We start from the raw sequence: 20,220 nt of genomic DNA on the forward strand, positions 1-20,220 counted from the left end.
AAACCCCGCTCCGCGGTCCGGCCCAGCCGCCGGCGGCTGGGCGTTCGGGCGCTTGCAAAGCAGTGCTTCGCAAGCAAAGCGCCCTCACCCATGGGGGCTCGATGGCGCCATCCATGGCGCCAACGGTCCTGCGCAACCCACCCGCCCGGCCCCTGACAGTTTCCGTGTGCGTCCAGCCACGGAGAAGAAAAAAGAAAATCAAAATCAAACGCGGGTCGCTTCGCTCCTGGTGTCGACCAAGGTCGACACCCACCAGTTCGTAATGATCCGTGCCGAACAAGGTCGACACCTACAGCCATCGCAGTTCACCCACCGTCACCGGGAAACTGTCAGGGGTGGGGCGATGTCGGGTTGCGGGGTGTCCGCGGCATGGATGCCGCGGCCAAGCCCCCAAGGACGGGTTTACGGCGTCCCCGCAACCCGACACCGCCCCGCCCAACAAACAGAAAAGCCAGAGCCGCTTTGGCTCTGGCTTCTGCTGTGGAACTTGACGTTGCCTCTGCGGGTGCCGGGCCGCAGGCCCGGCCGATGAACTCAGACCACCGGTTCGCGCAGGACGGGGTTGTCCCAGCCGGGGCGCGGCGCGAAACGGTCGCCATGGCGCTGTTGCAGCGCCTTCAACCGTTCGACGATCGCATCGGCACCGACCGCACGGATGTGCTGGATCGGACCGCCGCGGAACGGTGCGAAACCGGTGCCGAAGATCACGCCGGCATCCAGCAGGTCCGCGTCGGCCACCACGCCCTCGTGAAGGCAGGCCACCGCCTCGTTCAACAGCGGCAGGATCAGGCGGTCCTCCAGATCGGCCGGGGCCTGGTAGTCGCTGGCCACGTCCGGCTTCTTCGGCTTGCCGTTCTCCCAGGTGTAGATGCCCTGGCCATCCTTCTTGCCGCGCTTGTCCGGTTCCACCGTCTGCAGTGCGGCCGGGATCTGCAGGCCCAGGAACGGCGCCAGTTCGCGGCCGACGCCGGCGGCCACGTCCAGGCCCACGGTATCGATCAGTTCGATCGGGCCCATCGGCATGCCGAACTTCACCGCGGCCTTGTCGATCACCGGGCCCGGAATGCCCTCGGCATACGCGGTGGCCGCTTCCAGCATGTACGGGAACAGCACGCGGTTGACCAGGAAGCCCGGGCTGCCGGCTACCGGCACCGGGAACTTGCCCAGCGCCTTGCAGAACGCGGCCAGGCGGCGCTCGGTCTCCGGCGCCATGCCGTCGTGATGGATGATCTCCACCAACGGCATCTGCGCTACCGGGTTGAAGTAGTGCAGGCCCGCGAACTGCGCAGGGCGCTGGATGTGGTCGCGCAGTTCCACCAGCGGAATCGACGAGGTGTTGGTGGTCAGCAGGGCGTCCTGCTTCATCTTCGGCTCAAGCGTCTGGTACAGCGCACGCTTGGCTTCGGGGTTCTCGATGATTGCCTCGATCACCAGGTCGGCCTCGGCCACGCCGTTGCCTTCCAGGTCGGCACTCAGGCGCGCGGCCACGGCCGGGCGCTTGCTCTCGTCGCGCACCTTCTTGGCGAACAGCGCCTGCGCGCGTTCCATGGCCGGGTCGATGAAGCGCTGCTCGCGGTCCTGCAGGGTCACCTCGAAGCCCTTGTAGGCGGCCCACGCGGCGATGTCGCCGCCCATCACGCCGGCGCCGACCACGTGCACGTGGCGGATGCCGGAATCACCGCCACCGAGGCCCTTCAGGCGTTCGGTCAGGAAGAAGATACGGATCAGGTTGCGCGCGGTCGGAGTACTGGCCAGCTTCACCACGGCACGCCGCTCGGCGTCCAGGCGGGCCTGGATCGGCTTGCCGCCACTGCGCTGCCAGGTGCTGATCAGCGCGTACGGCGCCGGGTACTGGTCCTTCTTCGCCTTGCGGGCGACCTGCTTGACCATCTGTGGTGCCAGCAGCGTGCGTGCCAGCCAGGTGTTGGTGGCCCAGGCCGTGGCGCGCTGCTTGAACGGGCGGGTGGTGCCGGACAGCGCCAGTGCAACGGCCGTGTCGAGCACCACCGCCGGTGCCACCACCTTGTCGACCAGGCCGATGCCACGCGCGGCCGAGGCCGACAGGGTGCGGCCGGTCAGCATCATGTCCATCGCTGCCGGGGCGCCCACCAGGTGCGGCAGGCGGGCGCTGCCACCCCACCCCGGGAAGATGCCCAGCTGGGTTTCCGGCAGGCCGATGCGGGTGCTGCTGTCATTGGAGGCCACGCGATAGCGGCAGGCCAGGGCAAGCTCGGTGCCACCGCCCAGGCAGTGGCCGTGGATGGCCGCCACGGTCGGGCAGGGCAGCTCGGCCAGCTTCTGGTAGGTGGCCTGGCCACGCCGGATCGCGTCGTTGACGGTGCCGCGACGGTCGAATTCCTGGAACTCCTTCAGGTCGGCACCGGCAATGAAGCCGGCCTTCTTCAGCGACTGGATGACTACGCCCTTGGGCGGGTCCAGGGCAATGCGCTCAAGCAGGTCGCCCAGTTCCAGCAGCACGTCCTGCGACATCGCATTGACGCTGCTGTCCTGGCGATCCAGGGAGAGAACCACCACGCCGTCGTCGCGGATCTCGGGGTGCCAGTGGCTGAAGCGGAGACCATCGAAGCCTGAGAGCATGGACGTTCCATCCGGTTGTGTATGGAGAAGCGGCTATGATCCAGAGGTTGTTTCCCCCGCGTCAAATCCCAATAGCAGGGGAGTGGCGCCCCCGGATCCATGGCCGTGGATCGGGACGCTAACCGAATGGTGGTTAAAAGCTGGTGCGGCGCCAGGTGATCGGCGACTGAACTTTTCCCGGGATTGGCAGTCTCATTGCCCGACGTCGGTTGGGCTGACAGGAGTGCGGCCCCTCATGGCCGATGTTGATACACCTCAGGAGCTGGATCTGGAGCTGGTCCGGCGCGTGCAGCACGGCGAGAGTGCCGCGTTCGATGTCCTGGTGCGCAAGTACCAGCATCGGGTCGTGGCCCTGGTCGGTCGCTACATCGCCGACTGGAGCGAATGTCAGGACGTCGCCCAGGACACTTTCATCCGTGCCTACCGCGCGATCGGGAGTTTCCGTGGCGATGCCCAGTTCTCAACCTGGTTGCATCGAATCGCCGTGAATACCGCCAAAAACTACCTGGCTTCACACAATCGTCGTCCGCCGACCGATGACATCGACATCGGTGACGCCGAGCAGTTCGACAGCGGTACCCGCCTGCGGGACACCGACACGCCCGAGCGCGAGTTGATGCGCCAGGAGCTGGAACAGACGGTCATGAAGGCCGTCAACGCGCTGCCGGAGGAACTCCGGTCGGCGATCACCCTGCGCGAGGTGGAAGGCCTGAGCTACGAGGATATCGCGCAGAAGATGGGGTGCCCGATCGGCACCGTGCGTTCCCGGATCTTCCGGGCGCGCGAGGCGATCGACACCGAACTCCGGCCGCTGTTGGACATCGGCAGCGCCACCCGTGAGAAGAGCCGCGTATGACCAGTAATCCGTTCAACGAATCGCAGAACCATCAATCGCCCGCCGGGCAGCGCCTGGACCAGCGCCATCGCGAGCAGCTGTCGGCCCTGGTCGATGGCGAGCTGGGTGCCGATGAAGCGCGCTTCCTGCTGCGCCGGATGGAACACGACCCCGAACTGGCCGGCTGCCAGGAGCGCTGGCAGCTGCTGGGCGACGTGATGCGCGGGCAGGCCCCGGCGTTGGCACCGGCCGGCTTCAGTGCCGCCGTTGCGGCCGCCATTGCGGCAGAGCCGACGCCGCAGGCCGAGCCGCGTCGCCAGGTGCGTCGCAGTGGCTGGCGCGCCTGGGGCGGCGGTGCTGCGCTGGCCGCATCTGTGGCCGCGGTCGCCCTGTTCATCGGCGGCGAGAAATTGAAGGAGGCGACGCCGGGTGAACCGCAGGCGCCGCAGGTGATCGCCAGCCAGGCGGAACTGGCACCGGCCGCGCCGACCCCAGTCACCGAGGCTTCGGTGGACACGGCCGCAGTGGCCGTGGCTGCTGCGCCGGCCGTAGCGATGGCCGCGGCGGGCCGCCGCCAGGACGCCCGCCGTGCCAGCGCTACGCGCAGCCAGCAGGCCGCGCGTGCCGCCCAGCGCGACGACACTTCGCAGCGCGCCATCGCCGCCGTGCAGGCACCGTTGACCCCGACCGTGCCGGCCAACGCCAACCGCAACCTGCCGTTCGGCGAGGTCAGCGGGCTGCAGGCCCGGCCATGGCCGCGCTCCAGCCTGGCGCCCGCCGCTGGCGGCGCGCTCAATGCCAGCTTCCCGGCCCACGCCGGTAGTGCCGCGTTCTATCCGTTCGAGCCGCGCCTGCAGGATGACCTGCCGGTGCCGCCGCGCCCGCGCGACTGAGCCGGGCGCCTTCACGCCCCGCCGTCGGCGGGGCCCGTATTCCTCTTTCCACCCGACCCGGAGGTTGCCGTCCGATGACTCCCCGACTCCGCACGCAGGCCATTGGCCTGCTGGCCCTGACCCTTCCCCTGGTGGCCTGCGCACAGGCGCCGGCGCCCGTCGCGCAGACCCAGCCCGTGCCAGCCGCGGCCGCGCGGGCACCGGCGCAGCCGCTGGTCAGTGGCCTGCCCGACTTCACCAACCTGGTCGAACAGGTCGGCCCGGGCGTGGTCAACGTCGACACCACCATCGTCCGCAACAACCGCCAGGCCGCGCGCGGCCCGATGGGCGACGATGACATGCCGGAGTTCTTCCGCCGCTTCTTTGGTCCCGACTTCCCGATGCCGGGGCAGGGGCCGGGTGGGCCAGACGGTGGCCCCAGCATCAAGGGCCGTGGCATGGGTTCGGGCTTCATCATCTCGCCCGATGGCTATGTGCTGACCAACTACCACGTGGTGGCCGACGCCAGTGACGTGAAGGTCAAGCTGGGCGACAGCCGTGAGTTCACCGCCAAGGTGGTGGGCAGCGACCAGCAGTACGACGTCGCCCTGCTGAAGATCGACGGGAAGAACCTGCCAACCGTGCGCGTGGGTGACTCCAACAGCCTGAAGCCGGGGCAGTGGGTTGTCGCGATCGGCTCGCCGTTCGGCCTCGACCATTCTGTCACCGCCGGCGTGGTCAGCGCCGTCGGCCGCAGTACGGGCGGCCCCGACCAGCGCTATGTGCCGTTCATCCAGACCGACGTGGCGATCAACCAGGGCAATTCCGGTGGCCCTCTTCTGAACACCCGCGGCGAAGTGGTCGGCATCAACTCGCAGATCTTCTCCGCGTCCGGCGGCTACATGGGCATCAGCTTCGCGATCCCGATCGACCTTGCGATGAGCGCGGTGGAGCAGATCAAGAAGAGCGGCAAGGTCACCCGCGGCCAGCTCGGCGCGGTCGTGGAGCCGATCGATTCGCTGAAGGCGCAGGGCCTGGGCCTGCCGGACAGCCGTGGCGCCCTGGTCAACCAGATCGTGGCCGGCAGTGCGGCCGCCAAGGCCGGCGTGCAGGTGGGCGACGTCATCCGCTCGGTCAACGGCAGCCCGGTCAACAGCTGGTCCGACCTGCCGCCGCTGATCGGTGCGATGGCGCCGGGCAGCAAGGTGAACCTGGTGGTGTACCGCGACGGCAAGCCGCATGACCTCAGTGCCACGTTGACCGCCCTGAGTGAAGACGGGCAGGCCAGTGCCCGCGGGCCGTCGGCCGGCGGTGCCGAGGCGGCGCCGCAGACCGGGGCCAATGCCCTGCTGGGGCTGGACGTGAGCGACCTGAGCGCGGCTCAGCGCAAGCAGTTCGGGCTCAACGGCAACGAAGGCGTGCGCATCACCGGGGTCAAGGGCCAGGCGGCGCGTGATGCTGGCCTGTCGCCGGGCATGGTGATCCTGCAGGTCGGCCGCGTCGCGGTCGGCAGTGTGGATGCCCTGAACCGGGCGCTGTCCAGCTTCAAGAAGGACGACGTGGTCATGCTGCTGGTCCGCACGGCCAACGGCAACAGCGCCTTCGTGGCGGTCAAGGCCGGCCAGTAGGGCCTGCCGGGGCCGCTCCGGCGGCCCCTGGGCCTCCCCCGAAGCCCCGCCCCGGCGGGGCTTCGGTCGTTCCGGGCCGGTGCCCGGCAGCCGGTTTTCGCGGCCGGGCGCTGGGCGTGCGATAATCGACCGTTACCCTGACGACGCCGCGCGCCGCCGCCACCTATGTCTTCTGATTCGATGCGGAACATCCGCAACTTCTCCATCATCGCCCATGTCGACCACGGCAAGTCCACGCTGGCCGACCGCATCATCCAGCTCTGCGGTGGCCTGCAGGCCCGCGAGATGGAAGCGCAGGTGCTCGATTCCAATCCGATCGAGCGCGAGCGTGGCATCACGATCAAGGCGCAGTCGGTGTCACTGCCGTACCTGGCCAAGGACGGGCAGACCTACCACCTGAACTTCATCGACACCCCCGGCCACGTCGACTTCTCCTATGAAGTCAGCCGCTCGCTGGCCGCCTGCGAAGGCGCGCTGCTGGTGGTCGATGCGGCGCAGGGCGTGGAAGCCCAGTCGGTGGCCAACTGCTACACCGCCGTGGAGCAGGGCCTGGAAGTGGTGCCGGTGATCAACAAGATCGACCTGCCCACCGCCGACATCGAGCGCGCCAAGGCCGAGATCGAGGCCGTGATCGGCATCGATGCCTCCGACGCCGTGCCGGTCAGTGCCAAGACCGGCCTCAACGTGCAGGACGTGCTGGAAGCGATCGTGCACCGCATTCCGCCGCCGGCGCCGCGCGACACCGACAAGCTGCAGGCGCTGATCATCGACTCGTGGTTCGACAACTACCTCGGCGTGGTGTCGCTGGTGCGCGTGATGCAGGGCGAGATCAAGGCCGGTGACAAGCTGCAGGTGATGTCGACCGGCCGCAACCACCAGGTCGACAACGTCGGCGTGTTCACGCCGAAGCGCAAGGTGCTGCCGGCGCTGCGTGCCGGTGAAGTGGGCTGGGTCACCGCCAGCATCAAGGACGTGCATGGCGCGCCGGTCGGCGACACCCTCACCCTGGCCGGTGATCCGGCGCCGAAGCCGCTGCCGGGCTTCCAGGAAATGCAGCCGCGCGTGTTCGCCGGCCTGTTCCCGGTCGATGCCGAAGACTACCCGGACCTGCGCGAAGCGCTGGACAAGCTGCGCCTGAACGATGCCGCGCTGCGTTTCGAGCCGGAAAGCTCCGAAGCGATGGGCTTCGGCTTCCGCTGCGGCTTCCTGGGCATGCTGCACATGGAAATCGTGCAGGAGCGCCTGGAGCGCGAATACAACCTGGACCTGATCAGCACCGCGCCGACGGTGGTGTATGAGGTCCTGAAGACCGATGGCTCGATCATCAACATGGACAACCCGGCCAAGCTGCCGGCGGTGAACCAGGTCGAGGAAATCCGCGAACCGATCATCCGCGCCAACGTGCTCACCCCCGAGGAGTACATCGGCAACATCATCAAGCTGTGCGAAGAAAAGCGCGGCAGCCAGATCGGCATCAACTACCTGGGCAGCCAGGTGCAGATCAGCTACGAGCTGCCGATGGCCGAGGTGGTGCTGGACTTCTTCGACAAGCTGAAGTCGGTCAGCCGCGGCTACGCCTCGCTCGATTACCACTTCGTGCGCTTCGACGCAGGCCCGTTCGTGCGCGTGGACGTGCTGATCAACGGTGACAAGGTCGATGCGCTGTCGTTGATCGTGCACCGCAGCCACGCTGACCGACGTGGCCGCGAGCTGTGCGAGAAGATGAAGGACCTGATCCCGCGCCAGATGTTCGACGTGGCCATCCAGGCCGCCGTCGGCTCGCAGATCATCGCCCGCACCACGGTCAAGGCCATGCGCAAGAACGTGCTGGCCAAGTGCTATGGTGGCGACGTTTCGCGCAAGAAGAAGCTTCTGGAAAAGCAGAAGGAAGGCAAGAAGCGCATGAAGCAGGTCGGACGCGTGGAGATTCCGCAGGAAGCGTTCCTGGCCGTCCTGCAGATGGACAACAAGTAAGGCCCGCACCGGCCCTGCGGGGCCGGTCGTCTGGTGACGTTGCAAAGGACCCTGAATGAAACTGTTTGAGATCCTCCTGGTCGTGCTGACCCTGGCCTCGGGCCTGATCCTGCTCGCGGACAAGCTGTACCTCGCCAAGCGTCGCGCCCAACGCGCGGGCCTGCTCGACTCCGAGCCGGTGCTGGTGGATTACTCGCGTGCGTTCTTCCCGGTGCTGGCGATCGTGCTGATCGTGCGCAGTTTCATCGCCGAGCCGTACAAGATCCCGTCCAGCTCGATGATGCCGAACCTGCTGATCGGCGACTTCATCCTGGTCAACAAGTTCTCCTACGGCCTGCGCCTGCCGATCAGCAACACCAAGATCGTGCCGTTTGGCGAGCCGTCGCGCGGCGACGTGGTGGTGTTCCACTTCCCCGGCCACAGCGACAACGATCCGGCCAAGGGTGAGAACTTCATCAAGCGCGTCATCGGCGTGCCGGGCGACACCGTGGTCTTCGAAGGCGACGGCGTGATCCTCAACGGCGAACCGCTGAAGTACGACAACAAGGGCATCTATGCAGGCCACAAGGGCCAGGGCGAGGGTGCCAACCTGCTGGTCGAACACCTGCCGGGTCGTACCCACACCGTGCTGGAGACCGACTATCCGCGTGGCCAGGGCCAGTGGACCGTGCCGGCCGGCAAGTACCTTGTCATGGGCGACAACCGTGACAACAGCGACGATGGCCGTTTCTGGGGCCTGCTGCCGGAAGAAAACCTGCGCGGCAAGGCCTTCCTGATCTGGCTGAACTGCCAGGGCTGGTTCTGCAAGGATGGCTTCGAGCCGTCGCGGATCGGCTCGAGCATCAACTGATCGGGCATCAACCGAGTATTTTCACATCCAACGCGTATCTGGGGAGAACGCAATGAAGACGATGAACACGCAGCGTGGCATGACCCTGACCTCGTTCCTGGCGGTCCTGATCGTGGTCGGTTTCTTCCTTTACATCGGCATGAAGCTGTTCCCGATGTACCAGGAGTATTACGCGGTGCGCTCGGCGATGAAGAGCCTGGCCAACGAGCCGGGTGTGGGCAGCATGGAACCGGCCCGGATCCAGGATCTGTTCTTCAAGCGGCTGTACATCAACTACTCGGAAAACGTGAAGCCGGCCAACGTGAAGTTCGACCGCCGCGACAATGGCTGGACCCTCAAGGTCAACTACGAAGTGCGCCGTCCGCTGGTCGGCAACCTGGACGTGGTTGGCAAATTCGATTCATCCCAGGACCTGACCCGAAGCGGTGCCGAATAAACCTTTCCAACGTGGTGACCTGATCGGTCATCCCTTCCGCGACCCGGCGCTGCTGAAGCAGGCGCTGACGCATCGCAGTGCCGGTGCGCCACACAACGAGCGCCTGGAGTTCCTGGGCGACAGCATCGTCAACATGATGGCGGCCGAGGCGTTATACCAGCGCTGGCCCAAGGCTGACGAAGGCGCGATGACCCGTGCCCGCGCCGAGCTGGTGCGTGAAGGCGCGCTGGCGGTGATCGGGCGCACCCTGGAACTGGGCGATCGACTGATCCTGGGTCCGGGCGAAATGAAGTCCGGCGGCCACCGTCGTGATTCGATCCTGGCCGACGCGGTGGAAGCCGTGGTGGCTGCGATCTACCTGGATGCCGGCTTCGAGGCCTGCCGGGCGGTGGTACTGCCCTGGTTCAGCGCTTCGATCGAGGCACTGCCGGCCTCCGGCCGGCCCGAGAAGGACCCCAAGACCCGCCTGCAGGAATGGCTGCAGGCCCGACAGAAGGCGTTGCCGCAGTATGAACTGGTGTCAGAATCCGGTGACGACCACGCCAAGCACTTCCGGGTACGCTGCAACGTAGCCGACCCGGCCGCCAGCACCGAGGGCGAAGGCGCCTCGCGGCGGCTTGCCGAACAACAGGCGGCTGCGGCCGTCCTAGAACAACTGGATTCCAAGTGAGCGAACAAACTCCCCATCATTGCGGCAGCGTGGCCGTCATCGGCCGCCCGAACGTGGGCAAGTCGACCCTGACCAATGCCCTGGTCGGCGCCAAGGTCAGCATCGTCTCCAACCGTCCGCAGACCACGCGCCATCGCCTGCTGGGCATCGCCACCTATCCGGAAGGCCAGCTGGTCCTGGTCGACACCCCCGGCCTGCACAAGGTGCAGAAGCGGGCGATGAACCGGGTGATGAACCGCGCCGCGCGTGGCTCGCTGGAAGGCGTCGATGCCGGCCTGCTGGTGATCGAAGCCGGTCGCTGGGATGAAGAGGACAGCCTGGCGTTCAACGTGCTGCGCGACGCCGGCATCCCGGTGGTGCTGGTGGTCAACAAGATCGATCGCCTGAAGGAAAAGGGCGCGCTGCTGCCGTTCCTGCAGCAGGTGACCGAAGGTCGTGATTTCGCCGCCGTGCACCCGATCTCGGCGCAGAAGCGCAACGGCCTGGAAGCGCTGGTGCGCGACGTGCTGAAGCTGCTGCCGGAAGCCCCGCCGATGTTCGGCGAGGACGAGATCACCGATCGCAGCCAGCGTTTCCTGGCCGGTGAACTGGTGCGCGAGCAGTTGATGCGCCAGCTCGGCGAGGAACTGCCGTACGCAACCACCGTCGAGATCGAGCGCTTCACCGAGGATGGCAACCTGCTGCGCATCGGTGCGGTGATCTGGGTCGAGCGCGAGGGGCAGAAGGCCATCGTGATCGGCAAGGGCGGCGCCCGCCTGAAGGAGATCGGCGCCAAGTCCCGCCTGCAGATGGAGCGTCTGTTCGGGGCCAAGGTGTTCCTGGAAACCTGGGTGCGCGTGCGTGAAGGCTGGTCCGACGACGAGGCCGCGCTGAAGGCCTTCGGCTACGAATAAGCCGCGACGGTCGCTTCGATGATGATCGAGGACGACACCGGCTTCGTGCTGCACGCACGGGCCTACCGCGAGACCAGCCTGCTGGTCGAAGTGTTGAGCGCGCAGCATGGCCGTATCGGCCTGCTGGCGCGTGGCGTGTCCACCGCCAAGGGCCAGGTGCTGCGCGCCGCCCTGCAGCCGTTGCAGTGGATCCGCTTCAGTGCCCAGCAGCGGGGTGAACTGGCCCGGCTGCGGGGTGCCGAGGCGCTGGATGCCGCGCCACGCCTGGTCGGCCAGGCGATGTTGGCCGGCTTCTACCTGAGTGAACTGACCCTGCGCCTGGCCCCGCGCCAGGACCCGCTGCCGGAGCTGTACCTTGCCTACGGTGAGGCACGCGCGCGGCTGGCGGTCGGTGCCGGCCTGGCCTGGACCCTGCGCCGTTTCGAGCGCGAACTGCTGTCCGCGCTGGGCCTGGGTTTCGAGCTGGACAGTGCCAGTGATGGCCAGCCGATCGACCCGGCGGCGCGCTACGAGCTGGACCCGCAGGAAGGGGCGCAGCGCCTGCTGAGCGAGCGTGGCGGGGAGCGCCGGGCGGCGGCCACTGGCTCGGCGCTGCTGGCCCTTGCGGCCGACGAAGAACCGGATGCCGCCGATCTGGCCAGCCTGCGCCTGCCGATGCGGCGGGTGCTGGCCCATCACCTGGGCGCGCGCGGGCTGAAGTCCTGGGAAATGCTCGAGCAGCTTGCGCCGCGCAGGTAGGGGGGGGCGGCAGGGCTTGCAGCCCTGCACCTGCCGAATCAACGTCAACGGCAAAAGCTGGCTATCCGTGGGTAGGCGGGGTGGGTCCGGTTGCGGGAGACGCCGTAAACCCGTCCCTGGGGGCTTGGCCGCGGCATCCATGCCGCGGACACTCCCGCAACCGGACCCACCCCGCCTTCGACAGTTTCCCGCGAGCTGTCGGGATTGCTCTTGGGGTCAGATCCGTTTTCCGCAGGAAAACGGATCTGACCCCAGATTGATTTCGATATCTGACAGAAATTCATCCACGCATGGCGTGGATCTACCCGATCGCGGAAAACTGTAAGAGGTGGGGCGGTATCGGAGGGCGGGGTGTCAGCCGCATGGATGCGGCTGCCAAGCCCCCAAGGACGGGTTTACGGCGTCCCCGCCCTCCGATACCGCACCGCCAACCCACGGAATGCATGCCGTTGCTGTTGCTGTTGCCTTGGCTTGACGCCTCTGCGGTGCAGGGCGCAGCCCTGCCCAAAAACCCTCAATGCAGCAGGGCAGCCACCGCGGCGCGGAACCCGTCCTGGGCCTGCCCGGACTCGGGTGCATGATGCAGCTGGCGCACCGCCCGGCCCAACCGTGCCGCCCCCACGAAGCCACAGCTCGCCTGCAACCGGTGCAGCTGGCTGCGCAGCTGGCGCTCGTCGTGCTGGTCCACCGCCTGCTCGACCGCGTCGCGCACACCGGGCAACTCGGCCAGGAACAGCTCGCGCAGTGCGATCAGGTGGTTGCGCTGGCCATTGAGCGCGGCCAATGCCGCAGTCTCGTCCCAGTCCTGAACGGCCAGCTCGACCGCGGCCGGGGCCTGTGCCACGAAGATTCCCGCCGGGCTGTTGACCAGCGCACGGCGCACGGCCTTCAGCAGCTGGTCGCGGCCCAGCGGCTTGACCAGGGTGTCGCTGAAACCGGCTTCGCGCAGGCGGGCGTGGATGGAGGTATCGCCGTCGGCCGTATGTGCCAGCGCCGGTGTGTCGGGATGTGAGCGGCGTAGCTCACGCAGCAGTTGCGCGCCATTGCCATCCGGCAGGTTGACGTCGATCAGCCACAGATCATGCGCGCCGGGTTCGGCACTGGCCAGGGCACTGGCCAGCGAATCTGCGGTATCCACATCCGCCGGTAACGTTTCCAACGCCGCCTTGAAAAAACCGCGGCTGATGATGTCGTCCTCGACAAGCAGGAAGCGGGGCCGTGCGGCCCGCGGGGTCATCTGCATCAGGGCTGCCTCCATGTCAGCTGGCCCAATCATCAAGCACGACGGCCACGGGCGCAAGCGGGTCCAGGCCCCGTCGGTCAGGATCTGCGACAATACGCCCCCATTTTTGCCCGCAGCCTGTTGCCACGTGGCCCGATCCCGTTCCCGCACTGACCGTACCCCATTCCAGACCGAGATCCTCGACCTCAGCCATGATGGTCGCGGTGTCGCCCGCCGTGAAGGCGAGGGCGGCAAGGTCACCTTCGTCAGCGGCGCGCTGCCCGGCGAGGTGGTGATGGCTGAACAGACTGCCCGCAGCCGCCATTTCGACGAGGCGCGCACCCTGGAGGTGTTGCAGGCCTCGCCGCAGCGGGTGACCCCCAAGTGCCTCCATTTCGGCACCTGCGCCGGCTGCGTGCTGCAGCACCTGGACGAAGACCAGCAGATCGTGGCCAAGCAGCGCGTGCTGATGGACAACCTGGAGCGGATCGGCCATGTGAAGCCGGGCACCGTGCTCGCGCCGCTGGTCGGCGAGAGCTGGGGCTACCGCCGCAAGGGCCGCTTCTCGGTGCGCCGGGTCGAAAAGAAGGACAAGACCCTGGTCGGCTTCCGTGAACAGGATCCGCGCTTCGTCGCCGACCTCAGCCAGTGCCTGACCGTGATCCCCGAGATCGGCACCAAGGTCGAGGCGCTGTCCACCTTCATCGAGTCACTCGATGGCAAGCGTGACATCCCGCAGATCGAATTCATCGCCGGTGACCAGGCCGTGGTCCTGACCGTTCGCCATCTGCAGCCGCTCAGCGATGCGGACCGCACGGCCTGGGCGGCTTTCGGCCAGCAGCATGGCTTCGTGATCTACCTGCAGTCCGGCGGCGTGGATACCGTGCAGCCGCTGGACGGGCAGGGTGTGCCGCTGTCGTTCCGTCTGGCGCCGTGGGATGTCGAGCTGGCGTTCCGCCCGCTGGACTTCATCCAGGTCAATGCCAAGCTCAACGAGAAGATGATCGCCCACGCCCTGGACCTGCTGGAACCGGGTGAGGACGAGCGTGTACTGGACCTGTTCTGCGGCCTGGGCAACTTCACCCTGCCGCTGGCGCGCCGCGTGCGCGAGGTGGTTGGCGTGGAAGGCGATGCCGGCCTGGTGGCGCGTGCGCGTGAGAACGCCGAGCGCAACGGCCTGGCCAACGCGCAGTTCTTCAGCGCCGACCTGACCCAGGACCAGCGCAGCACCCCGTGGATGCGCCAGGGCTTTGACAAGCTGCTGCTGGACCCGCCGCGCTCGGGTGCGATCGAAGTGCTGCAGCAGCTGCCGCTGAAGCAGTTCAAGCGCATTGTCTACGTCAGCTGCCACCCGGGCTCGCTGGCGCGCGATGCCGGCTATCTGGTCAACGAACAGGGCTTCACCCTGGTCAGCGCCGGTGCCATGGACATGTTCCCGCATACCGCGCACGTGGAAAGCATCGCGGTGTTCGAGAAGCGCTGACAGGTTGTCATCACCCATCGCGCATAATGGCGCGATGGGCATCGAAATCGAACGCAAATTCCTCGTCAGCAGTGATGGCTGGCGCACCGCCGCGCATCGGGTGATCCCGATGGCGCAGGGCTACATCAACGACATGGGCGCGCTCGACCGCGGCACCCAGAACGCCTCGGTGCGCGTGCGCATCGAAGGCGACCACGCCGCGCTGAACCTGAAGTCGCGCACCATCGGCCATACCCGCCAGGAGTTCGACTACCCGATCCCGGTGGAGGATGCGCGCGCCCTGTTGGCGCTGTGCGTCGGTGGCCTGATCGACAAGCGCCGCCACCTGGTCGAACACGCCGGCCTGACCTGGGAGGTGGACGAGTTCCTCGGCGACAACGCCGGCCTGGTCGTGGCCGAAGTCGAGCTGGACAGCGCCGACCAGGCGATCGACCTGCCGGACTGGGTGGGTGCCGAAGTCACCGACGACGCGCGCTACTACAACGTCGCACTGGCCAGTCACCCCTATTCACAGTGGTGAAGCCCCCAAGAAAGGGGACGGAGGGGATTAAGTCGTCTTTACCCCAGCTGTGCTGGAAACGACTTAATCCCCTCCGTGCCCTTTTTTCGAGGGAGGTGGGCCCCATGTGGTGGGGATGAGAATCGACATCTACTCCGACGTGGTCTGCCCTTGGTGCTGGATCGGCAAGCATCGCTTCCAGCAGGGTGTGCAGTTGCTCGGCGCCAATGCGCCTGAACTCGATATCCACTGGCAGCCGTTCCAGCTGGACCCGGACGCGGACGCCACCCCGGTGCCGCTGCGCGAGGCCTATGTGCGCAAGTTCGGTGGCGTCGAGCGCACCGAGCAGATCCTCGGCCAGACCCAGACCACCGCGCGGGCCGAGGGCCTGCCGATGGATTTCAGCCAGGGCCAGGTGCGGGTGACCACGCTGCCGGCCCATCGGGTGTTGTGGCTGGCCGGCCAGCACGGCGTGCAGGATGCGGTCGGCGAAGCACTTTTCCGTGCCCACTTCGAGCATGGCCAGAATCTGGCCGATACTGCAGTGCTGGTGAAGGCCGGCGTGGCTGGCGGCCTGGACGGTGCTGAAATCGCGCAGATGCTGGGCTCCGACCGCGGCCTGGCCGAGGTCGAAGCCAGGCTGGCGCAGGCCCATGCACTGGGCATTTCCTCGGTGCCGACTTTCGTCATCGATGGGAAGTGGGCCATTTCCGGGGCCCAGCCGCCAGAGGCCTTCGCCAACGCCCTTCGCCAGATCGCAGCCGAACAGGGCGCCCCGGCAGCTTCGGCTGACGGCGACGAGGCCTGCGGCCCGGACGGCTGCGAGGTCTGAGCAGACCGGGGGCAGCCCCCCGCGGGAATCCGACCCCGGGGTCAGATCCCCGCAGGGGCTCTGACCCCACACTCCCCTTCGTCTGACCCCTGCGCCTGTCGGCCGGTTCTGCGACAATGCGGCACTGCGCCATGCGGGCGCGCGTTGTGGAGATCGACCATGCTGCTGATCGGCGTTGCCGGCACCGAACTGACCGCCCAGGAACGTGACTGGCTGCAGCACGACGCCGTGGCCGGGGTGGTGCTGTTCAAGCGCAACTTCGCCTCGCGCCAGCAGGTGACCGATCTGAGTGCGGCGATCCGTGCCGCCGCCCCGCGCCCGCAGCTGATCTGCGTGGACCAGGAAGGCGGCCGTGTGCAGCGTTTCCGCGAGGGCTACAGCGCGCTGCCGCCGCTGCAGGACATCGGCGCGCTGTACGCCGCCGACCCGCAGCAGGCGCTGGCCCTGGCCGAGCAGCATGCCTGGCTGATGGCCAGCGAAGTACGTGCCAGCGGCCTCGACCTGAGTTTCGCGCCGGTGGTCGACCTTGGCCGCGGCAACCGCGCCATCGGCAACCGTGCCTTCAGTGAAGACCCGCAGGTGGTGGCCGCGTTCACCGCCGCCTATGTGCGCGGCATGCATGCGGTCGGCATGGCCGCCACGCTCAAGCATTTCCCCGGCCACGGCACCGTGCTGGAAGACACCCACGTCGATACCGCGATCGACCCGCGCGCGCTGGACGAACTGCGCGCCCAGGACCTGGTGCCGTTCCAGGCCGGCATCGCCGCCGGTGCCGATGCGGTGATGATGGCGCACGTGATCTATCCGCAGGTGGCGCCGGAGCCGGCCGGCTATTCCCCGCGCTGGATCCAGGACATCCTGCGTGGCGAGCTCGGCTTCCGTGGCGTGGTGTTCTCCGATGACATCGGCATGGCCGCCTCGCACAGTGCCGGTGGCGTGCCGGCACGCGTGCACGCGCACCTGGATGCCGGCTGCGACGTGGTGCTGGTCTGCCACCCGGAACTGGTCGATGAAGCCCTGCACGCGGTGCAGGGACGCTCCCTCAATACTGCTGCGCTGCTGGGCCTGCTTGGCCGCGGCGCGCTCGGCTGGGACGGCCTGCTGGCCGACGCCCGCCATGGCGACACCCAATCCCGTCTGCTTGAAACCCTTGGAAGAACCGTCTGATGCCCAACCTCACCATTTCCCAGGCCCTGGCCCAGGCTGACCTGCTGGTCGACCGCCCCACCATCGACAAGGCCATCGCCGGTATGGCCGACGCCATCGCGCGCGATTACAAGGGCGAGGTGCCGCTGTTCCTGTCCATCATGCATGGTGCGCTGCCGTTCGCCGGCCAGCTGGCGCTGGAACTGGGCGCGCGCGGCCAGGACGTGCAGTTCGATTACCTGCACGCGACCCGCTACCGCGGTGAAACCACCGGCGGTGACCTGGTCTGGAAGCACAAGCCGGCCACCTCGCTGTTCGGCCGCCGCGTGCTGCTGATCGACGACATCCTCGACGAGGGCTACACCCTGCAGGGCGTCCGCACCTGGTGCCTGGAGCAGGGCGCGACCGACGTGCGCATCGCCGCGATGACCGTGAAGAAGCACGACCGCGCACTGCCGGACGTGACCGCCGACTACGCCGGCATCGAGCTGCCGGACCGCTACGTGTTCGGCTTCGGCATGGACGTCAACGAGACCCTGCGCTGCGTGCCGGCGATCTACGCAATGAAGGAGTAACGGCGCAGCTGCCTGCGGCGCGTCTTCTTCCACCGCCGGCATCCTCGGGTGCCGGCGTTCGTCTTTCCATGGAGTGCTTTGAATGCAACAGATCGCCCTGGCCGTGATCGGCGGTACCGGTGTCTACAACCTGGCCAAGCTCGACGACGTGCAGACCCACGAGGTCGACACCCGCTTTGGCCGCCCGTCCGGCCCGGTGCGCGTGGGCACGCTGCTCGGCCATCGCGTGGCGTTCCTGGCGCGGCATGGCGAGGGGCACTCACTGCCGCCGCACAAGATCAACTACCGCGCCAACCTGGCCGCACTGCAGCAGCTGGGCGCGCAGCGCGTGCTGGCATTGAACACGGTGGGTGGCATCACCGAAGACTTCGGCCCGCGCGTGCTGGCCTGCCCGGACCAGATCATCGACTACACCTGGGGCCGCATCAGCACGATCTGTGAAGAAGAAGGCACCGACGTGGTCCACGTCGATTTCGGCCACCCCTATACGCCGATGCTGCGCAGCAAGATCCTGGCGGCAGCGAAAGTGACCGGCGTCACAGTCCATGACGGTGGCTGCTACGGCGCGACGCAGGGCCCGCGCCTGGAGACCATCGCCGAGATCGCCCGCATGCGCCGTGACGGCTGCGACCTGGTAGGCATGACCGGCATGCCGGAGGCCGCGCTGGCACGCGAGCTGGGGCTGGATTACGCCTGCCTGGCAATCATCGCCAACTGGGCCGCCGGCTGCGGTGATGGCGAGGAGATTACGATGGCCGAAGTACTGGCGAACGTGCAGGCGGCCAGCAACGGACTTCCGGAACTGGTGGGCGAATTGGCGCGGGGGTGATTGTCTTCCCCGAGCAAGCTTTGCATACTCAGCTTGTGCGCGGGTTCAGCGTACACCACCCATTCATTGCATAAGGTCTCGCATCACCATGCCGAACGGTACCGTCAAGTGGTTCAACGACGCCAAGGGATTTGGCTTCATCTCGCCGGAGGATGGCAGCGCCGACGTGTTCGCGCACTTCTCCGCCATCAACTCCAAGGGCTTCCGCAGCCTGCAGGAAGGCCAGCGTGTCACCTATGACGTGACCCAGGGCCCGAAGGGTGCCCAGGCTTCGAACATCACGCCGGCCGAGTGATCCACTCGACAGTGCGTTGAAAACCCCGCTTCGGCGGGGTTTTTTTTGCGTCGCGACGGGCATTGCGGCGCTGTGGACAGGGTTCCAGGTGGCCATCCGGATTTGCGCTCGGGCACAATGCGCCGATGAAGGAACGACTGCGCATCGCCGTGATCGGCTACGGCACCGCTGGACAGGCATTGTCCATCCTGCTCTCTCGTGATGGCCACGAGGTGGAGATCTTCGAACGCGTGCCCTCGCCGGGGCCGGTTGGCGCCGGCTTCCTGCTGCAGCCCAGCGGCCTGCAGGTGCTGTGGCAGATGGGCCTGCTTGATGCCGTGCGCGCGCATGCGGCGCCGGTGCACCGTCTTTATGGCGATACACCGTGCGAGCGCACGGTGATGGACATGCGCTATGACGGCCTGGACGCGCGCCTGCACGGCCTCGGCATGCAGCGTGGGGCGCTGTTCTCGCTGCTGGACGGGGCGCGTGCGGGTGCGGGCCAGCTGCATGCCGGCGTCACCATCGCCGCAGTGGATGCCGCACAGGGCCGCCTGCATGACAGTGAGGGCCGCATGCATGGGCCGTTCGACCTGGTGGTGGCCGCCGATGGTGCGGCTTCGACGCTGCGCGGCTCGATCGAAGGCGGCACCGGGCTGGACCGCGTGTATCCCTGGGGCGCACTGTGGTGCCTGCTGCCGGCCGAGGACTGGCCGCACCTGCAGGAGCTGCGGCAGCGCTACGTGGCCGCGCGCAAGATGATCGGGCTGCTGCCGGTCGGTACGCGGCCAGGTGATGACACGCCGCGCCTGAGCTTCTTCTGGAGCCTGCCACGCGCCGACTTCGAACGATGGCAGGCCGATGGCATGACGCCCTGGCTGGACGAGCTGCACGCGCTGTGGCCGCAGGCCAGCGCGCGCTTTGCGCATCTGCATGATGCCGGCCAGCTGGCGCGCGCGGTCTACCGTGACGCCGTGATGACGCGCTGGCATTGCGGCCGCATGGTGCTGGCCGGCGATGCCGCACATGCGATGAGCCCGCAGCTGGGGCAGGGCGTGAACATGGCGCTGCTCGATGCGCTGGCATTGCGCGATGCCGTGCGCGCACATGGCGGGGGAGGCGCTGCATTGCAGGCCTACCAGGCGCAGCGCAGGGCGCACGTTGCGGTCTACCAGCGCTGGAGCCGTTGGCTGACGCCGCTGTTCCAGTCTGATCGCGATGCCTGGGCAAAGGCGCGCGACGTGCTGCTCGGGCCGATGGGGCGCCTGCCGGGTGGGCGTGGCCACATGCTGCGCGTGCTCAGCGGTACCCAGCATGGCTGGTTCGGTTCGCTTGCGCTGGATCCGGCATTTGTCGACGCGTTGGCTGCAGGGGCGCAGATGCCTGGCATCAGCGCGATCACTGCGAATGCGTGAAGCGCGCTGTCACGCGAATTAACGGTTGCCTCACCGTGTATATGCGAGAAGTAGGTTGCACGCGATTGCGCGTCGCCCGTTTTCCTTTCCGTGATTGACATCGCGCGTGGCCCGGGCGGCGCTGCCGTTGCGGCCTGTCGCGGCCCGGACGTGCCGCCTGTTGTTGAAGAGGAGGACGCCATGTGGTTCGCGGTCGAGGAGCTGGAATCGGAAATCTGCAAGCTGCGCGGACTGTTGCAGATGCTGCACGAGGACCAGCCCGACGTACTGGAGGACGTGTTCGAATTCCATGTGGGCAGCTTGATCAGTCATGCATCGCCGGAGCACCACGGACGCATCCGCGCCTGCGCACAGGAGATGCTGGCGGCAATCCAGGCCTTGCCGCGGCGACGTGAAGTTGACACGCCTGAGTTCCAGTTGATGCCGCAGCTGGACATTCGTCCGGCCTGAT

General features: G+C 67.3%; 20 protein-coding genes. 18 read left to right on the forward strand and 2 right to left on the reverse strand.

The annotated features are described in order from the left end of the window. Window positions 1-534 precede the first annotated feature (534 nt). Complete coding sequence (locus tag AC5P8F_RS05635) at window positions 535-2,598, reverse strand: 3-hydroxyacyl-CoA dehydrogenase NAD-binding domain-containing protein (protein ID WP_134809163.1); 2,064 nt, start codon at window positions 2,596-2,598, stop codon at window positions 535-537. 235 nt (window positions 2,599-2,833) lie between these two features. Between AC5P8F_RS05635 and rpoE the strand changes: the two genes are divergently transcribed. The 9 genes from rpoE to recO all read left to right on the forward strand — a co-directional run bounded on the left by rpoE (window position 2,834) and on the right by recO (window position 11,494). Beyond that, complete coding sequence (rpoE, locus tag AC5P8F_RS05640) at window positions 2,834-3,454, forward strand: RNA polymerase sigma factor RpoE (protein WP_014038091.1); 621 nt, start codon at window positions 2,834-2,836, stop codon at window positions 3,452-3,454. Next, window positions 3,451-4,326, forward strand: coding sequence for a sigma-E factor negative regulatory protein (locus AC5P8F_RS05645; RefSeq protein ID WP_049441924.1), 876 nt, complete (start codon window positions 3,451-3,453; stop codon window positions 4,324-4,326). Before rpoE ends, AC5P8F_RS05645 begins: the two co-directional genes overlap by 4 nt. A 74-nt stretch (window positions 4,327-4,400) precedes the next feature. Next, a complete protein-coding gene (locus tag AC5P8F_RS05650; RefSeq protein WP_049420101.1) occupies window positions 4,401-5,933 on the forward strand; it encodes a DegQ family serine endoprotease in 1,533 nt (510 codons plus the stop codon). Window positions 5,934-6,113: 180 nt separating this feature from the next. Next, window positions 6,114-7,907 (forward strand): translation elongation factor 4, encoded by a 1,794-nt coding sequence (gene lepA / locus AC5P8F_RS05655; RefSeq protein WP_032958997.1) that lies wholly within the window; start codon window positions 6,114-6,116, stop codon window positions 7,905-7,907. A 55-nt stretch (window positions 7,908-7,962) separates the two neighbouring features. Beyond that, entirely contained in the window at window positions 7,963-8,757 is a 795-nt protein-coding gene (gene lepB, locus AC5P8F_RS05660; RefSeq protein ID WP_014038087.1) for a signal peptidase I, read from the forward strand. Between the two features lie 52 nt (window positions 8,758-8,809). Next, window positions 8,810-9,193 (forward strand): DUF4845 domain-containing protein, encoded by a 384-nt coding sequence (locus AC5P8F_RS05665; RefSeq protein WP_014647998.1) that lies wholly within the window; start codon window positions 8,810-8,812, stop codon window positions 9,191-9,193. Further along, window positions 9,183-9,863: a ribonuclease III gene (rnc, locus tag AC5P8F_RS05670; RefSeq protein WP_046431951.1), complete on the forward strand. Its 681-nt coding sequence runs from the start codon at window positions 9,183-9,185 to the stop codon at window positions 9,861-9,863. The genes AC5P8F_RS05665 and rnc overlap by 11 nt, the downstream gene beginning before the upstream one ends. Beyond that, window positions 9,860-10,756: a GTPase Era gene (gene era, locus AC5P8F_RS05675; protein ID WP_005410599.1), complete on the forward strand. Its 897-nt coding sequence runs from the start codon at window positions 9,860-9,862 to the stop codon at window positions 10,754-10,756. Before rnc ends, era begins: the two co-directional genes overlap by 4 nt. Window positions 10,757-10,774: 18 nt before the next feature. Beyond that, window positions 10,775-11,494, forward strand: coding sequence for a DNA repair protein RecO (gene recO / locus AC5P8F_RS05680; protein ID WP_197606965.1), 720 nt, complete (start codon window positions 10,775-10,777; stop codon window positions 11,492-11,494). A 514-nt stretch (window positions 11,495-12,008) separates the two neighbouring features. Here the strand turns inward: recO and AC5P8F_RS05685 are convergent. Further along, window positions 12,009-12,737 carry a response regulator gene (locus tag AC5P8F_RS05685; protein ID WP_014647994.1) on the reverse strand — a complete coding sequence of 243 codons (729 nt, stop codon included), beginning with the start codon at window positions 12,735-12,737 and terminating at the stop codon, window positions 12,009-12,011. A 127-nt stretch (window positions 12,738-12,864) separates the two neighbouring features. Here AC5P8F_RS05685 and rlmD point away from each other — a divergent pair, with 127 nt between their 5' ends. The 9 genes from rlmD to AC5P8F_RS05730 all read left to right on the forward strand — a co-directional run bounded on the left by rlmD (window position 12,865) and on the right by AC5P8F_RS05730 (window position 20,219). Beyond that, complete coding sequence (gene rlmD, locus AC5P8F_RS05690; RefSeq protein ID WP_197606543.1) at window positions 12,865-14,199, forward strand: 23S rRNA (uracil(1939)-C(5))-methyltransferase RlmD; 1,335 nt, start codon at window positions 12,865-12,867, stop codon at window positions 14,197-14,199. 34 nt (window positions 14,200-14,233) lie between these two features. Next, window positions 14,234-14,719, forward strand: coding sequence for a CYTH domain-containing protein (locus tag AC5P8F_RS05695; RefSeq protein ID WP_042359274.1), 486 nt, complete (start codon window positions 14,234-14,236; stop codon window positions 14,717-14,719). A gap of 115 nt (window positions 14,720-14,834) precedes the next feature. Further along, entirely contained in the window at window positions 14,835-15,530 is a 696-nt protein-coding gene (locus tag AC5P8F_RS05700; RefSeq protein ID WP_495227712.1) for a DsbA family oxidoreductase, read from the forward strand. A gap of 159 nt (window positions 15,531-15,689) precedes the next feature. Continuing rightward, a complete protein-coding gene (gene nagZ, locus AC5P8F_RS05705; protein WP_014647990.1) occupies window positions 15,690-16,697 on the forward strand; it encodes a beta-N-acetylhexosaminidase in 1,008 nt (335 codons plus the stop codon). Then, window positions 16,697-17,251 (forward strand): hypoxanthine-guanine phosphoribosyltransferase, encoded by a 555-nt coding sequence (locus AC5P8F_RS05710; RefSeq protein ID WP_495227714.1) that lies wholly within the window; start codon window positions 16,697-16,699, stop codon window positions 17,249-17,251. The genes nagZ and AC5P8F_RS05710 overlap by 1 nt, the downstream gene beginning before the upstream one ends. Window positions 17,252-17,333: 82 nt before the next feature. Further along, window positions 17,334-18,080, forward strand: coding sequence for an S-methyl-5'-thioinosine phosphorylase (locus AC5P8F_RS05715; RefSeq protein WP_006461208.1), 747 nt, complete (start codon window positions 17,334-17,336; stop codon window positions 18,078-18,080). Window positions 18,081-18,168: 88 nt separating this feature from the next. Beyond that, on the forward strand, window positions 18,169-18,375 hold the full coding sequence (locus AC5P8F_RS05720) for a cold-shock protein (RefSeq protein ID WP_005410590.1): 207 nt from the start codon (window positions 18,169-18,171) through the stop codon (window positions 18,373-18,375). Window positions 18,376-18,500: 125 nt separating this feature from the next. Next, window positions 18,501-19,769, forward strand: coding sequence for an FAD-dependent oxidoreductase (locus tag AC5P8F_RS05725; protein WP_014647989.1), 1,269 nt, complete (start codon window positions 18,501-18,503; stop codon window positions 19,767-19,769). A gap of 180 nt (window positions 19,770-19,949) precedes the next feature. Continuing rightward, window positions 19,950-20,219 (forward strand): hypothetical protein, encoded by a 270-nt coding sequence (locus AC5P8F_RS05730; protein ID WP_014647988.1) that lies wholly within the window; start codon window positions 19,950-19,952, stop codon window positions 20,217-20,219. Window position 20,220 lies beyond the last annotated feature (1 nt).

This window comes from Stenotrophomonas sp. YJH_SMC_69 (assembly GCF_059370495.1).

Bases quoted from the DNA above. Each gene is read 5' to 3' on its own strand.
- rpoE (WP_014038091.1), top strand. From the start codon at position 2,834: ATGGCCGATGTTGATACACCTCAGGAGCTGGATCTGGAGCTGGTCCGG.
- nagZ (WP_014647990.1), top strand. From the start codon at position 15,690: ATGCTGCTGATCGGCGTTGCCGGCACCGAACTGACCGCCCAGGAACGT.
- recO (WP_197606965.1), top strand. From the start codon at position 10,775: ATGATGATCGAGGACGACACCGGCTTCGTGCTGCACGCACGGGCCTAC.
- AC5P8F_RS05685 (WP_014647994.1), bottom strand. From the start codon at position 12,737: ATGCAGATGACCCCGCGGGCCGCACGGCCCCGCTTCCTGCTTGTCGAG.
- AC5P8F_RS05710 (WP_495227714.1), top strand. From the start codon at position 16,697: ATGCCCAACCTCACCATTTCCCAGGCCCTGGCCCAGGCTGACCTGCTG.
- AC5P8F_RS05700 (WP_495227712.1), top strand. From the start codon at position 14,835: ATGAGAATCGACATCTACTCCGACGTGGTCTGCCCTTGGTGCTGGATC.
- AC5P8F_RS05715 (WP_006461208.1), top strand. From the start codon at position 17,334: ATGCAACAGATCGCCCTGGCCGTGATCGGCGGTACCGGTGTCTACAAC.
- lepB (WP_014038087.1), top strand. From the start codon at position 7,963: ATGAAACTGTTTGAGATCCTCCTGGTCGTGCTGACCCTGGCCTCGGGC.
- AC5P8F_RS05650 (WP_049420101.1), top strand. From the start codon at position 4,401: ATGACTCCCCGACTCCGCACGCAGGCCATTGGCCTGCTGGCCCTGACC.
- AC5P8F_RS05645 (WP_049441924.1), top strand. From the start codon at position 3,451: ATGACCAGTAATCCGTTCAACGAATCGCAGAACCATCAATCGCCCGCC.
- AC5P8F_RS05725 (WP_014647989.1), top strand. From the start codon at position 18,501: ATGAAGGAACGACTGCGCATCGCCGTGATCGGCTACGGCACCGCTGGA.
- AC5P8F_RS05665 (WP_014647998.1), top strand. From the start codon at position 8,810: ATGAAGACGATGAACACGCAGCGTGGCATGACCCTGACCTCGTTCCTG.
- AC5P8F_RS05720 (WP_005410590.1), top strand. From the start codon at position 18,169: ATGCCGAACGGTACCGTCAAGTGGTTCAACGACGCCAAGGGATTTGGC.
- AC5P8F_RS05730 (WP_014647988.1), top strand. From the start codon at position 19,950: ATGTGGTTCGCGGTCGAGGAGCTGGAATCGGAAATCTGCAAGCTGCGC.
- AC5P8F_RS05635 (WP_134809163.1), bottom strand. From the start codon at position 2,598: ATGCTCTCAGGCTTCGATGGTCTCCGCTTCAGCCACTGGCACCCCGAG.
- lepA (WP_032958997.1), top strand. From the start codon at position 6,114: ATGCGGAACATCCGCAACTTCTCCATCATCGCCCATGTCGACCACGGC.
- AC5P8F_RS05695 (WP_042359274.1), top strand. From the start codon at position 14,234: ATGGGCATCGAAATCGAACGCAAATTCCTCGTCAGCAGTGATGGCTGG.